Annotated in this window: 13 protein-coding genes; 6 read left to right on the top strand and 7 right to left on the bottom strand. The window is 36.0% G+C overall.

Features of this window, described 5'->3' with window-relative positions; all coding sequences use genetic code 11:
* Positions 1-15: 15 nt before the first annotated feature.
* Positions 16-570: a hypothetical protein gene (locus tag MKX96_RS03525; protein WP_340882012.1), complete on the bottom strand. Its 555-nt coding sequence runs from the start codon at positions 568-570 to the stop codon at positions 16-18.
* A 732-nt stretch (positions 571-1,302) separates the two neighbouring features.
* Between MKX96_RS03525 and MKX96_RS03520 the strand changes: the two genes are divergently transcribed.
* The 4 genes from MKX96_RS03520 to MKX96_RS03505 all read left to right on the top strand — a co-directional run bounded on the left by MKX96_RS03520 (position 1,303) and on the right by MKX96_RS03505 (position 4,410).
* The gene (locus MKX96_RS03520) at positions 1,303-1,560 is read left to right on the top strand and encodes a hypothetical protein (protein WP_340882009.1); all 258 of its coding nucleotides are present in this window, start codon (positions 1,303-1,305) and stop codon (positions 1,558-1,560) included.
* A gap of 27 nt (positions 1,561-1,587) precedes the next feature.
* On the top strand, positions 1,588-2,328 hold the full coding sequence (locus tag MKX96_RS03515; protein WP_340882008.1) for a gluconate 2-dehydrogenase subunit 3 family protein: 741 nt from the start codon (positions 1,588-1,590) through the stop codon (positions 2,326-2,328).
* 27 nt (positions 2,329-2,355) lie between these two features.
* Positions 2,356-4,098 (top strand): GMC family oxidoreductase, encoded by a 1,743-nt coding sequence (locus MKX96_RS03510; protein ID WP_340882007.1) that lies wholly within the window; start codon positions 2,356-2,358, stop codon positions 4,096-4,098.
* Positions 4,099-4,209: 111 nt separating this feature from the next.
* Entirely contained in the window at positions 4,210-4,410 is a 201-nt protein-coding gene (locus MKX96_RS03505; protein WP_340882006.1) for a twin-arginine translocase TatA/TatE family subunit, read from the top strand.
* A 193-nt stretch (positions 4,411-4,603) separates the two neighbouring features.
* On the opposite strand, the gene MKX96_RS03500 is transcribed toward MKX96_RS03505, so the two are convergent.
* Positions 4,604-5,215, bottom strand: coding sequence for a TetR/AcrR family transcriptional regulator (locus MKX96_RS03500; RefSeq protein WP_340882005.1), 612 nt, complete (start codon positions 5,213-5,215; stop codon positions 4,604-4,606).
* A gap of 238 nt (positions 5,216-5,453) precedes the next feature.
* Between MKX96_RS03500 and MKX96_RS03495 the strand changes: the two genes are divergently transcribed.
* Complete coding sequence (locus MKX96_RS03495; RefSeq protein WP_340882004.1) at positions 5,454-6,218, top strand: DUF817 domain-containing protein; 765 nt, start codon at positions 5,454-5,456, stop codon at positions 6,216-6,218.
* 158 nt (positions 6,219-6,376) lie between these two features.
* On the opposite strand, the gene MKX96_RS03490 is transcribed toward MKX96_RS03495, so the two are convergent.
* The 5 genes from MKX96_RS03490 to kynU form a co-directional block, all read right to left on the bottom strand.
* Positions 6,377-7,987: a glycosyltransferase gene (locus MKX96_RS03490; RefSeq protein ID WP_340882002.1), complete on the bottom strand. Its 1,611-nt coding sequence runs from the start codon at positions 7,985-7,987 to the stop codon at positions 6,377-6,379.
* A gap of 390 nt (positions 7,988-8,377) precedes the next feature.
* Entirely contained in the window at positions 8,378-9,766 is a 1,389-nt protein-coding gene (locus tag MKX96_RS03485; RefSeq protein ID WP_340882001.1) for a protoporphyrinogen oxidase, read from the bottom strand.
* A gap of 540 nt (positions 9,767-10,306) precedes the next feature.
* A complete protein-coding gene (gene kynB / locus MKX96_RS03480) occupies positions 10,307-10,933 on the bottom strand; it encodes an arylformamidase (RefSeq protein ID WP_340881999.1) in 627 nt (208 codons plus the stop codon).
* 12 nt (positions 10,934-10,945) lie between these two features.
* The gene (kynA, locus tag MKX96_RS03475; protein ID WP_340881997.1) at positions 10,946-11,800 is read right to left on the bottom strand and encodes a tryptophan 2,3-dioxygenase; all 855 of its coding nucleotides are present in this window, start codon (positions 11,798-11,800) and stop codon (positions 10,946-10,948) included.
* A gap of 14 nt (positions 11,801-11,814) precedes the next feature.
* Complete coding sequence (kynU, locus tag MKX96_RS03470) at positions 11,815-13,083, bottom strand: kynureninase (RefSeq protein ID WP_340881995.1); 1,269 nt, start codon at positions 13,081-13,083, stop codon at positions 11,815-11,817.
* A 128-nt stretch (positions 13,084-13,211) separates the two neighbouring features.
* On the opposite strand from kynU, the gene MKX96_RS03465 reads away from it, so the two are divergent.
* Entirely contained in the window at positions 13,212-14,294 is a 1,083-nt protein-coding gene (locus tag MKX96_RS03465) for a glycosyltransferase family 2 protein (protein ID WP_340881993.1), read from the top strand.
* Positions 14,295-14,387 lie beyond the last annotated feature (93 nt).

Genomic DNA, 14,387 nt, shown 5'->3' with positions numbered 1-14,387 from the left:
GGAAAAAGGAAGTAGCTATAATATGCATTCTTTTCCTATTAAACTAACCATTTCTTCTTCTAAAAAGAATTGTATCCTGCCTTCATAAATTGGTTGCATACTAGGATATTCAGCAAAGTGATGCGGTTGTACTTGAGAAGGTGTTTTTATATTTAAAGATGATTCATTTAAGATTGTCGCAACAAACTGGGAACAAAAATAGGCATTTTCCCTTTGAATATTTAACTGAAGTGCAATTCCTAGCAAGCCAAGCAAATTATATTTATACCTCTCTTGGCAAGCTTTAAAGGTAAGCACCTTATCACGCATCCGATTATATTCGCTCAAAGATACTTTATATTCAAATATAGAACAACTTGCATTTGAAAGTAATCCTACCCTCGCGTTTTCTTGAACGAACCCCCCATTGATTGGATTATATCGTTGCTTTCTTCCAAAGCTATACATTTCCTTCAATTGCTCATCAAAGGCAATCGATGCGTGATTTTTGTTCTTGCCAGTATATAATCCTATTAACTTAGAAAACCACGTACCCGAGTCGCTCAATACAATATACACCGCTCTCTCCATCTTCCCACCCCACAAACAATACTTCTTTTTCCTTATCATCTCTTAACAAGAAAATACTAAGAAGAGACTGCGGATTGAATAGAACTAAGACCTGAGACGTATTCTTGTAAACTATTTTTTAAAAAAGCTTAGTTAAAGTGATTGGTTGATGTAAACAATAAAAAATGACATTTCAAAGCTATTAAATACATAAGTAGATTATGAAATATGGTTGGATCAGTTTTCCAGCTTTGTTTATGCAAAAAATAGAACTTTATCGACGAATGAAAGCCGTCTCCATTTATTGATTGGAGCACCAGACGGCGACTCCAGCGGGATGAGTGAGACAGATAAGACATCACAATCACGCGCGCTAGCGATGGTTGATGGCTTATCGCTCACCCCGAGGAAAGCGTCCGGCTAGCGCGGAAATCAATTCTACTCTCTGATTTGATTATGGATCACCCCTCCCCTTTAACATAGCCTTTAAAAAGAGTTACGTAATCCTCTGCTAAAACTTTATTAATCCCATTAGTTGGATAAAAATATGACCAAACACTATTTATTATTGTAATAAATTATGTAATTCACTCTCTTAAATAGACACTTCTAATGATTCTGTTGTGTAGGTAGTCGATTCTCGCATTATTAATGATTGAAGATAAAAATTTTAACTGATAAAATTCTTTCGTTACATAGTTCTATATGAAATAGTATTGAAATAAAATTTTCATCTTATAAAGGAGGATAATAATGTCTAATTATAATAGAGAAGAACTAGTTCTATTAAATCAAATCCTACTAGCTCTATTTCTAGTAGCTGATTTTGCACTTTTTCTACATTTCTCAAACAGTTCTTTCCCTTGGTTTGCATTACTTGGTGCGGGCGTCGGTTTAGCTATTATTGTTCTTTGCTGGGCAGAGAAAGTACAAATCTATTTTATTGCCAGTTTGATAGTTTTTACAGGTTTCTTTTTACTAATCTACAATTGGCATTCGATATTCCATTAAGCAAATCATAATAGGGGGTTTACAAAAATGTCAGAACAAGAAAACAAACAAACTTTTTTAGATAAGCGTTCTTCAAGACGGAAGTTCATCAAAAACTCTGGACTTACAGTTGGAGGTTTAGTACTAGGTGGTGCACTTGGTAGTTTAGTCGGTGGCAAGACGGAAGCTACACCTACTGCATCTCCAGCGCATAAAACTGTAGATTATAGTGAGACTCGTCAGTTTTTTGTTCGTCAAAAGGATTTTGACGCATTAGCTGCTGCTACTGAGCTAATCTATCCAGAGGATGAACATGGACCGGGAGCAATTGCTTTAGGTGCACCATACTTTATCGACAAGGCATTAGCAAGTCCATGGGGAACTAATGCGGATGATTACCGCAAGGGACCATTTAAAGCTGGCGAGGTTCCTTTGGACAACAGTGTAATTTTCCTTCAAGGTGTCCGTAAGCTAAATGAGGTTGCCGAAAAACAGCATGATGGAACTCTTTTCAAAGATTTAACAGAAGAACAACAGATTGCAATCTTAACTGCATTCCAAATGGGTGAGGTAGAAATGCAATTTATGAACTCAGCTGTGTTCTTCAATAATTTAAGAACTGTAACATTACAAGGCTGCTTTGCAGATCCACTATATGGCGGTAACAAAGATATGGCTGGCTGGAAGATGAAAGAATTTCCTGGAGCTCAAATGTCTTACACTGCTTATTTAGATGAAGAAGAATTCGTTTCAATAGCACCTGTTAGTCTAGGTGGACATAAACATTAATCAATAGAAAATGGAGGTTACTAAGTTATGGTTACAAAATTACCAAAAGTAGACGTTGTAACAACTGGTATGGGTTGGACTGGCGGAATAGTTGCTGCTGAACTGACTAAAGCTGGTTATCAAGTAGTTGGTCTTGAACGTGGAGTTGAAAGATCTATCGAAGATTATCTTCATGGACACGATGAACTAAAGTACAATGTACGTAAAGAACTAATGCAAAAACTAAATAAAGATACAATTACTTTTAGAAACACATTAAATGACGAGGCTCTTCCTGTGCGCAGTGAAAATGCGCTCGTTGTAGGTACAGGAACTGGTGGCGGTGGTGCTCACTGGGGTGGTCAAACGTATCGTTACTTCCCATATGACTTTGAAATTCGCAGTAAGACAATTGAAAAGTACGGCGAAGGTAAAATTGGGAAAGATGTAACTATTCAAGATTGGGGTCTTACTTACGATGAAATAGAACCGTACTACTCCAAGTTTGAGCAAATGGCTGGTATTTCTGGGGAAGTAGATCCTATGGCTGGTCCACGATCTATTGATTACCCTACTCCACCTTTAAAGAAACTTAAACAAATGAAAATGTTCCATGAAGCAGCAGAAAAGCTTGGTCGCCATCCATTTGTAGTTCCTACAGCAAATGTTTCCGAAACATATGTAAATCCAGATGGAGAACAACTAAACGCTTGTCAATATTGCGCTTTCTGTGGTAATTATGGTTGTGAATACGGAGCTAAAGCAGATCCGATCGTAACTGTTATCCCAACTGCTAAGAAGACAGGTAACTTTGAATTACGTACTCACTCTTTAGTTACTCGTGTTCTATATGAAAATGGAAAAGCAACAGGCGTGTTGTACAAAGATATTAGAACTGGTGAAGTATTTGAGCAACCAGCTGATATCGTTGCTTTAACAAGCTATACATTTAATAACGTTCGTCTACTTCTTTTATCTGGAATAGGACAACCTTATAATCCTAAAACAGGTACTGGAGTAATCGGAAAAAACTATACAGATCATCATACAATTACCGGAGCAATCGGTTACTTTGAAAAAGAAAAATTCAACAGTTTCATCGGAACAGGTTCATTAGGTTCAGCATTTAACGATTTCAATGCCGATAACTTTGACCATAGTGATGTTGATTTTATCCATGGTGGTCAAGTAGAAATGCACTTATTTGGTAACGAACCAATTGCGAACAATCCAGCTCCTTTTGGAACACCAACTTGGGGTAAAGAATTCAAGAAAAACTCATTACATTACTACCATAGAAATGTAACAGTTGTTTCACAAAGAGCTATTTTACCGCATAAAGAACATTACTTAGACTTAGACCCTGTCTATAAAGATGACAATGGAGATCCACTAATCCGTGTTACATTTGACTACACAGCAGAAGATCATAAACGTAATGAATTCCTTGTAGAAAAATGTGCCGAGGTTGTAAAAGAAATGGGTGCTGATATAATAGACGTTATCCCAATGGCAGAACATTTTGGTGGAAGATTTACATTCCAACATGATGCTGGTGGAGCAATTATGGGTGAGAATCCTGAAACGTCTGCAGTAAATAATTATCTTCAAATGTGGGACGCAGAAAATCTATTTGTATGTGGAGCATCTGCTTTCCCTCACTTTGGACCAACTAATCCAACACCAACAGCTGCAGCTCTTACTTATAGAGCGACAGAAGGTATGATAAAGTATCTGAAAAACGGTGGCGGACAATTAGTTGCAGCTAAAAAAGAAAAAGAATTAGTGTAATCTCTATATAGATTAGTCAACGAATCTAAGCTAGGGAAGACCATTTTTCTGTAATGATATGTTATAGTAAACGTGCACGGTCATTCAAATTACAGACAAGGAGGAAACAATATGCCAAATATAGGTATCCCGGGTCTAATACTAGTTTTAATTATTGCTCTAGTAATCTTTGGTCCCTCCAAACTACCTCAACTAGGTAAAGCGGTTGGTCAAACCTTAAAAGAATTTAAAACTTCTACGAGAGATATCATCAATGATGAAGAAAAAGATGATAAAAAACTTGTGGACTCTGAAAAAGAAAAACAATTATAATATATATTTACAAGAAAGTGGACTAGTAGCAGTAACTACTAGCCCACTTTCTTTGTGAGATTTATGATCAAGTATTGAATGTTCTAAATGAATGAATAAATAGATAATAAAAAGGCACTTTCTGTTCAAGAAGAACGGAAGTGTCTTTTTCTTTTAGCCAATTAGCTATTGGAAGTTTAGTTTTCCTAGAACATCATTTTCTAATAGCTGGTTTTTCTAGCTTAAAGGCACTTTCTGAAGTTTTAAAGATTTCTAAAAGTGTATCTGCAATTTCTTCAGGGGTTTCTTTACATCCTTCTTGTAGCCATTCTACAATCACTCCGTATGACCCATACATTTTATAAGTATTGAAGTGTTTAATCCCAATGACTTCATTGGACTCATTCAGATAGGTTATACCGTAGAATATTTCCTTGAATTTATTTAAAAAACAGTCTTGAAATCCAGGGATTGAATCTTTTACATATAAAAGACTATAAACACTTCTATGGTCATATAAATGTTTGAAGAAAGCATTTGATGTAGAAATAATTTTGTTATAATCTACAACAGCAGTTCCTAAGAACGGGCTGTGAAAAGCATATTCTAAATCCTTTAAAGTTTCTAGCACTAGCTCCTCCGCAAGATCCTCTTTATCCTTATAATATATATAAAATGTACTTCGATTGTAGTCCGCTCTTTCTACTACATCCGTAACGGTAACATTTTTATAGCCTTTTTCTTTCACCAATTCTATAAAATGAGACTTGAATATTTTCTTTGTTCTTCTCACTCTTCTATCAACCGTACTATTATCAGCGTTCACATATATTCTCCTTTGTTAAAATTACCCCTTATTACGGACATTTAATATATCTCTGATTCACGAGGAATATTATATCCTATTAAGCGTCGTTAAGGTAGGAAAATTTTCTATGCACCCCTCAAAATCAATAGTCCTTATAGACTACAGGAGTGCAGAAACTTCTTCTTTTTCTATTCGTCCCCTTTTATATGTGTTTGTTTAAACCAAAAAGACCATCAGTTAGGAGGTAAACCATGACGTGAAGAACTTTATATATTTTGGTTACCTACAAGCTATTTCATGCATTTTTCCTGTAATTATTTTTGGTGCTCTAGCCCTTTCCAAGACATTTTCTATACCTTATTTACCCCGCTATGATTTCATCCTCATTATTTGTATTATTGGCCAGGTCTTTATGCTAGCATCTAAATTAGAAACTTGGGATGAATTTAAGGTTATTTGTCTATTTCATGTGATTGGCTTAGCATTAGAACTATTTAAAGTACATATGGGTTCCTGGGCTTATCCAGAGGATGCACACAGTAAAATTTTGGGTGTCCCGCTTTATAGCGGATTTATGTATGCAAGTGTAGCAAGCTACATTTGTCAGGCATGGCGAAGATTTGATCTGCATATTTATCAATGGCCCGCATCCATCTTTGCAGTGCTGATAGGTGCTTTAATTTATATGAACTTTTTTACACACCATTACCTTTATGATATTCGCTGGATTTTAAAGGCCCTCTTATTCCTTATATTCTTTCGGACTATCGTAAGTTTTCGTGTAAATGAAAAGATATATAAAATGCCTATTATTCTATCCTTCTTATTAATTGGTTTCTTTATTTGGGTTGCTGAGAACATAACTACTTTTTTAGGAGCTTGGCAATATCCTAACCAAGAGCAAGCATGGTCCATCGTTCATATTGGAAAGATTAGTTCTTGGTTTCTTCTAGTAATTATCAGCATAATAATAGTCGTCCAGCTAAAAAAAGTGAAGAGTGGCACAGAAGTTATACGTTAAATCTATTTTCTCTAAATCAATATTGATCTATGTATATCCGAGGGTGATTATGAAAAATCACAATCATCCTCGTTTTTTAATCTTTATTTTATCACTACAGTTAAGAATAAATGTCTAGAAGATGTAAGAAAATTAGTTTAAATAAACTAATTTATATCCTATATAATTTTCTTCATATATCCCTCTATTTGATCTACTACATGCTCGTATCGAAAGTTTAATGCAGTTTGCCTTCCATTAGCGCCTAACAATTTCCTTAGTTCTATATCATTCAGAAGCTTCTCCAAATGCCCTGCTAGTTGGTTGGTATCTCCAGGATCCGCCATTAAGCAATTATAGCCATCAATCGCAAACTCCCCTACTCCTCCACAATCTGTTGTTACAACAGGCAAACCACAAGCCATTGCTTCTAAAGGAGGCATTCCAAATCCTTCGTAAAGCGAGGTAAATAAAAAGAGATCAGCTTCTTGGTAGCTTTGCACTAAAACGTCTTGAGGGGGATGGACAATTAATTCCATAGGAAAATTCACAGTGTAACCAGGATGCGATTGACACACCCATTTCACCTTAAACTTATAACCTTTATTCCATAACAAATCCAACGTACTTATCGCATCACCAAATGCTTTAAATCCATGATTTGGGTTGCCGACCAATAGAATAGTTGGTATTTCATTAACTTCTATCTTGCTTATAGGTCTATAAACTTCAGTATCTATCCCATTAGGAATAATCTCGGTATCTAGACCATATTTAGTTTTCAATATATGAGCGATACAGTTTGATACACTTACAACAGGCAATCCCGTTTTATAGCAATTTTTCAAAGTGTTTCTTATTTCTTCATAATTACTACCGGGGATATCGCCAAATAACCACTCATGCCCTTGTTCCCAATAGAAAACTGCAGGCGTTACATCCTGTAGCTCCGCCATTTGGTATACCCACCCTACGACAACTATGTCGCACGCCGCTACATAACTATTTGTTGGTGCACCATAAGGGATAATAACCTCCTTATCCACCTCAAGATTTGACCACGTAGGGATGACCTTCTCCTGTTCCAAATTACCTCTTAAAAATGCGGTAATATGGTGCCCTTTTTTGCGAAGCATTTCCATTTGCGATAACAGCATCTTCACTCCTCCAGTTAAACCCTGGTGAGGTAAAAGGTAGCCGATCTTTAAATAATCTTTTGGTGAAGAAGATTTCTTCCGAGGGGACGGATAAATTTTAAATAAACTTGCCCCATTATCATGAATTTTCACCTGACTATATCTGAAATCATAATCAATGAAGTCAATGATGTTCCACCGACTTTTATGGGTTTCTAGATCATTCCCTAAGTACTCCCCTTGCTCTGCTGGATATAGAGGGGTCGATATAATAATAGATTTATTCGTGATTTTTAATAAGTCGTCTATTAGGCGCAACCCATCTTTTTTATCGAAATGCTCCAGTACATCTATCAATAAGAGAGTGTCGTATCTCTTCGTTAAAGTAGGAAGCACCTCGAAAATATTCCCATAATAAATATTATTATATACATAATCATGTACTGGATTATTATATTCCTTAAAGCCTTCTATACCGTCCAATTGAAGACTCCAGGATTCCTTTTCATAACGTTCGTAAGGGATATCAAAAACCTCCCTTAGTAATAATCCATATTTTCCAAATCCAACACCTATATCTAAAATTGACCCTGGAGCGTCTTTTACTACTAAGTTCACAATTTCAGGGATTGCTTGATACCAGCTTGTAGGCATAATTTGTGCTCCTTACTTTTTTTTAATAACAAACCTAACCTCATACTTTCTATATGTATGATTTATTTGCTCGCATAGTTACTCGCTTTATCAAAACGAGAAAAAACCAATCACTTGAGCAAAAAAAAAAATAGACGAGGCTGGGACAAAATTCTGTTCAAGATACAACGTAGTTGTTTTACACTACAGCGGGCGCTTTCCGGGGGGAGGGCTTTCAGTTCGCGCTGTCCCCACCACGAGATGCCGCCTCCTCTCCTAAAAACAAGAATAGAGAACTCTTTTATTAGAAATCGGTTATCTTTAAAAAAGTAAAGACGTGAAATCAAGTTGCTGATTTCACGTCTTTTATTTATTGACTAGTTATGTCCTAGCCTCGTCTTTAGTAATGAATTACTTCATCTTTTCTACAATTCGTTCCGCTGTTTCTTTACCATTTTTGATACAAGGGCCAATTCCTACTCCATAATATGAGCAACCAGCCAATATTACTTGAGGGAATAGATCATTCATTTTTTTCTCAAGGGATTTGATCGCTTCTGCATGTTGCAAATGATAATTTGGCATCATATCGTTCCATTTTGTTACCTCAACTACGTGAGGAATGCCATCTAGCTTAAGACTATTTCTTATATCCTTCATAGCAACCTCAATTAGTTCTTCCTCAGTCATATGCTTCATCTGTGTAAATTCTGGGTTCGTGCTCTTATAAAACATACGAACCAATAACTTACTGTTTTTTGAAGTATGCGTCCATTTACGGCTAGTCCATGTACAAGCATTACATTTCACATCTGAGTTTTCCGATACAATATAACCCGTACCCTCTGCAGGTAGCTGCTCATCAGGTATATCAAAACCAAGATAAATACTAATGAGAGACGAATTTTTAAGTTTATTGAAGTCAGTATCTAATTCCTTATGCTTTAGTACTTTTTGTGCTACATCATGTGGTGTTGCTAGAATAACATAATCAGCTTCTTTTACCTGATGATCCGATAGAGATACATAATACATACTATCCTTTTGCTCTATATTAGAGACATAAGCGCCTTTAATAATAGTAGATCCTATAAGTTCCTTTTCTATCCCGTCAATTAATGTAGACAAACCATTTGCAAAGGATATAAACTTCTTATTGGCAGATTTTTGAAATTGTTCCTTGTTAGCCCCGAGTCCTTTGATAATACTACCGTATTGATTTTTATAATCGACCAAATAGGGCAACGTTGTTTCCATAGTCAGCTTGTCCAAGTCTCCGGAATATACGCCAGAAAGAACAGGAGCAATCTGTTTCTCCACAAGCTCCTCCCCTAAAAAATGCTTTAAAAAAGATCCAATAGAGCTTTCCTTCGTAAACCCTTCGTTCGGCATATCTAAATCCTTTAAGGCTTCCTCTTTCCCTTCATCTGACACAAGGGTACTACTTTCAAGCGATTCTACACTTGTAGGAATCCCAAACACAGAATCAGCTGGAATGGCATGCAGTTCATTATTCGTATATAAATAAGAAATTCCTGTTGCATTATATACTAGCTCATCCCCTAATCCCAGTTCCTCCACTAAAGGTAATACTGATTCATGACGTGCGACTATAGAATCTGCGCCCACCTCCATAATAAAGTCACCCTTATGTACAGAATGGATTTTCCCACCTAAGTATTCATTTGATTCGATTAAGGTCATTTCCAAATCTAAGGATTTCTCCTTTTTAAGCTGGTGCAAATAATGCATGACTGAAAGTCCTGTTATTCCCCCGCCTACGACAACTACCTTTTTCAAAGTAACCACTCCTCCTGTGCTTCATACATACCATGTTATCTTAAGTATAAACTTGTATAAAAAGATATAGTATGATTACTCTCACTCTCCAGGATGATTTTGAAGGAACGTTTACAGGATTGTCAAATTTAATGTAATAGGAGACAGCCGCTATACATACTTTTTGGTGTTATTTTAAAATATTAAAGCTGTGTTAAAGTTATTGGTTGATTTTGACTAACAATTCTTTTTAATTGTGACTGTAAACATAAACATAGGAACTTTCAAATGGCTATTAAGAAAATAAATAGATGATGAAATTGGGGTTGGGGACAGTTTTTTAGCATTGTTTATGCGAGTAAATTTATTAGAGCGCCAGACGGCGACTCCTACGGGATGAGTGAGACAGATAAGACATCACAACCACGCGCGTTAGCGATGGGTGATGGCTTATCGCTCACCCCGAGGAAAGCGTCCGGCTGGTGCGAAAAATCAATGCTACTCTCTGATCTAAGATTTCTTTGCATCATAAATCAACCCTACCCTTTAACATAGCCAATATTAAAGTGCTCTTAAAACAGCTCTGACCGGACTTCCATCTGCTCCAACTATTTTTAAGGGCAACGCGATTAACTCATACTCCCCTTCCGTAACATCTTGCAAGTATAGGTTCTCGATAATATTTACACCATGCTGATATAAAGTATGATGTATCGGAAGTTCCTTACTTTCGATATCATCTACAGAAGGAATATCCAAGCCCAATAAAAATATCCCCTTTTCTTGTAAAAACTCACCTATATCTTCTCTTAACAAAGGTATGGAGCTAGGAAACTGTTCCACATTGGTCACTTTTTTCGTTTTCAATAATAACCGTTTTGTACCATCTAAATGAAAGCCTTCTAATTCCTCACGACCAATCAAGTCCAAGCCTGTTACATCAACGACTTTAGCTGTTCCAATATAATTATTAATATTTAACTTATCTATCGTATCGGCACTATTATTAAAGTGAAATGGTGCATCCGCATGAGTTCCGGTATGCACACTTGCAGTAATCTGGCCAATATTCACTGAACCTGTTTGTTGCTTAGTATGCACAACTTCAAAGCTAAATGGTGTGTCTCCTGGCCAAACCGCAATTTCTTTAGATAATGGTAGCGTAATATCTATCCACCTATTAGACATATTCCCTCACCCCTATAGATTAGTTCGCAAATCCCATAACTCTGGAAAAAAACGATGATCTAGAACCTTTCGTAAATAATTTACTCCAGAGGAGCCCCCTGTCCCTACTTTAAAACCAATAATTCGTTCTACTGTTTTCATGTGACGGAATCTCCACTGCTGCAGCCAATCCTCAATGTCTATTAACTTTTCTGCCAGCTGATAAAGCTCCCAATGCTGATCCACATTTTTGTAAACTGTCTTCCACGCCTCAGCGACACTCTCGTCACCGGAATACGTGATTGAGTAATCCCTTTTCAATAAATCCGGATTAATAGGAAATCCTCTTCTAGCCAAACAGTCAATGGACACATCATAAATACTTGGTGATTTAAATGCCATTCCTAGCTCATGATGTAGTGCCGTATCCTTTTCGTAAATTTTTAATATATGTGCTGTTTTGTACCCTAGAGCAAACTCAATTTTACGATATTGATAAGACTGAAAACCGGATGACTTCCCTAAATGATCTCTAAACTCTAAATATTCAGCAGGAGTTAAAGTAGACAATACATCCCAGGCTTGAATTAACTGTGATTGTATTTTTGTTACTCTCGCTAACATTTTAAAGGCTGTTTGCAAATGATCCTCTTGAATAGCTTGAATAGCACTAGTCAATTCATGCAAAATAAGCTTCATCCATAATTCATTCACTTGATGAATGATTATAAAAAGCATTTCATCGTGATGAGTAGATAACGTATTTTGACTAGCTAAAATGGTATCCAGTTTAAGGTAATCTCCATAGGTCATATCCTGTACAAAATTTGTATGAATTCCGTTTTCGTTAGATTCTCTCTCTTCAGAATTAGCAATTGGATTAGACAATAGTTTTCCCCTTTCTAGGCTATTACTTCTCTTTCATTATCATATTGGGAGTATTCCTTTTTCTCCATAATTTCTTTTAATATATTTACAGTTATCCAAACCTCTTCAAACGTGTTATATAGAGCTACAGGGGCCAAGCGTATACCATTAGGCGGACGGTAATCAGGAATTATATTCCTAGATTTTAACGCTTTGCATATTCTTGCTGCTTCCTTATGCTTAAGAAACAGATGGCCACCTCTTTGTTCTCTTTCTCTTGGTGTAATAATTGTAAATTCAAAGTTACTTAGCTCGTTCTCTATTAGAATTCTCATAAATTCTGTTAGTTGCTCAGACTTTGACCTTATTTTGTGTATGCCTACCTCCTCAAACATTTCGAGAGAGCCTAACAACGGGGCTGCACTTAATATATGAGGGGTTCCTATTTGAAAAGAACCAGCTTGGCCAGCAGGTGTCATGAAGATTTCTAAATCAAATTGCTTCTCTTTTTGAGAACCAAACCAGCCTGCAAGTCCTGGCCTCTTGCCAAGATGCTTTCGATTTGTATAAAGACCACCTACAGATCCCGGACCTCCATTTAAATGCTTATAAGTACACCAAAACGCAAAATCCACTCCCCATTCATCTAAAGAATGAGGGATTGCACCAATCGAGTGGCAAAGGTCAAAGCCAATTAAAATATCTCTTTTATGTGCTTCATCTGTCAGCTTTTTCATATTTAAAATTTGGCCACTTCTATATAGAACACTAGGTAATACAATCATGGCTACTTCTTCAGTCATTGCTTCTATAATATCTTCCTCGAGTAAAAGCCCATCCTTCCCCTTCACTATTACAATATCCTCTTCCGGTGATTTCCCATGTAAGGATAGTTGACTGCTAACAGCATACAGGTCAGATGGGAAGTTCAGTTCATCTACTAAAATTTTCGTTTTCTTGCCTTGAGGCTTATAAAAGGTAGCGATTAACTGATGTAGATTAGTTGTCGTGGAACCCGTAATTATTACTTCCTCTGGCATAGCTCCTATCAATGGGGCACACATCTCCCCTAGCTTTTCAGAAAGATGAAACCAAGGATGCTCACCTTTTGTCCATCCATCAATTCCAAACCTTTTCCATGAATTCAATAAATTTAAAACGGCTAATTCAGCTCGTCTAGATAAAAGTCCTAGCGAATTGCCGTCCATGTATATAGTATTTGCTGGGATATAGAACTCTTGACGATAATGATTTATATCATCCTCTTGATCAAGCTTTCTAGCGAATTCGATATTACATTCCATTCTAGCATCATCCTTTTACCGAATTTTCTTTCTATTATATCAAAAACATGCATACATATGTATGCGATATAAAAGAACCGGCGACTTACATTTTACATATAAATATAAGGAGCAAAGGGGGAATTAATATGATTACTATAAGTTTATGTATGATAGTAAAAAATGAAGAAGAAGTTATTGGGAGATGTCTTGCATCAGTTAAAGACATAGTAGATGAAATTAATATTGTCGATACTGGCTCAACTGATCAAACAAAGGAAATAGTAAAACAATATACAAATCGCATATTTGATTTTAAGTGGATAGATGATTTTGCTGCCGCTCGAAATTATTCATTTGATCAAGCAACCAAAGAATATATATTATGGCTCGATGCAGATGATGTTTTTACGGAGGACGATCGAAATAAGCTTAAGCAACTAAAAAAGTCCCTTGATCATTCCTATGACGCTATTTCTATGAAGTACCATTTAGCCTTCGATGAAAATGGGAATGTAACCTATCTATTACGTAGGTATAGACTTGTTAATAGAAAGAAGCATTTTAAATGGATAGGTCAGGTCCACGAATATTTAGCAGTAGAAGGTAACCTTTTAGATAGTGATGTTGCAGTGAGTCATCTGCCTTTGAGTCATGATTCCAATAGAAATTTAAGCATCTACCAAAAAATGATAGATGACGGCAAACAACTAACCCCACGTGATACGTTTTATTTTGCAAATGAATTAATGGATCATGCTAAATATAATGATGCAATCATTTACTATGAAGTGTTTTTACAGTCAAATAAGGGCTGGATTGAAGATAATATTAGTGCATGCTTTAAGCTTGCTGATTGCTACTATGAATTAGGCAACAATCATCAAACATTATTATCAACGCTAAGAACTCTTTCCTATGATATACCACGTCCAGAGGCTTGTTGCAGAATAGGTTATTATTTTATGGAACAAAATAAAAATACAGAAGCCATTTATTGGTATAAGGAAGCTCTCAACTATAAAAATAATGACTTACTAAGTTTCCAGAATACTAACTTTTCTACCTGGTTACCTCATCTACAGCTTTGCGTCCTTTATGATCGAATTCAAGAACATAGAATTGCCTACTCTCATAACGAGGAAGCAAGAAAATATAGACCGACCGATGAACGAATAATAGGTAATAAAAAATATTTCGAACAAATATTGAACGTTAATTTAGAAGAATAGAACCTAGTAAATTAAACATTTTACCTATTTAAAGCCACTTATCTCAAAAAAAGTGGCTTTTTTTTTTGAATTTAATTAGACAAGTAGTCCTTT

It is taken from the genome of Psychrobacillus sp. FSL W7-1493 (genome assembly GCF_038004905.1).
GTDB lineage: Bacteria > Bacillota > Bacilli > Bacillales_A > Planococcaceae > Psychrobacillus.
Note: the sequence above shows the minus strand (reverse complement) of the source record. Positions and strands in the feature narration are given on the sequence as shown.

Coding starts and splice junctions, on each gene's coding strand:
- kynU (WP_340881995.1), bottom strand. CDS start 13,083: ATGGAATGTAATATCGAATTCGCTAGAAAGCTTGATCAAGAGGATGAT.
- MKX96_RS03510 (WP_340882007.1), top strand. CDS start 2,356: ATGGTTACAAAATTACCAAAAGTAGACGTTGTAACAACTGGTATGGGT.
- MKX96_RS03515 (WP_340882008.1), top strand. CDS start 1,588: ATGTCAGAACAAGAAAACAAACAAACTTTTTTAGATAAGCGTTCTTCA.
- MKX96_RS03505 (WP_340882006.1), top strand. CDS start 4,210: ATGCCAAATATAGGTATCCCGGGTCTAATACTAGTTTTAATTATTGCT.
- MKX96_RS03465 (WP_340881993.1), top strand. CDS start 13,212: ATGATTACTATAAGTTTATGTATGATAGTAAAAAATGAAGAAGAAGTT.
- MKX96_RS03520 (WP_340882009.1), top strand. CDS start 1,303: ATGTCTAATTATAATAGAGAAGAACTAGTTCTATTAAATCAAATCCTA.
- kynB (WP_340881999.1), bottom strand. CDS start 10,933: ATGTCTAATAGGTGGATAGATATTACGCTACCATTATCTAAAGAAATT.
- MKX96_RS03525 (WP_340882012.1), bottom strand. CDS start 570: ATGGAGAGAGCGGTGTATATTGTATTGAGCGACTCGGGTACGTGGTTT.
- MKX96_RS03490 (WP_340882002.1), bottom strand. CDS start 7,987: ATGCCTACAAGCTGGTATCAAGCAATCCCTGAAATTGTGAACTTAGTA.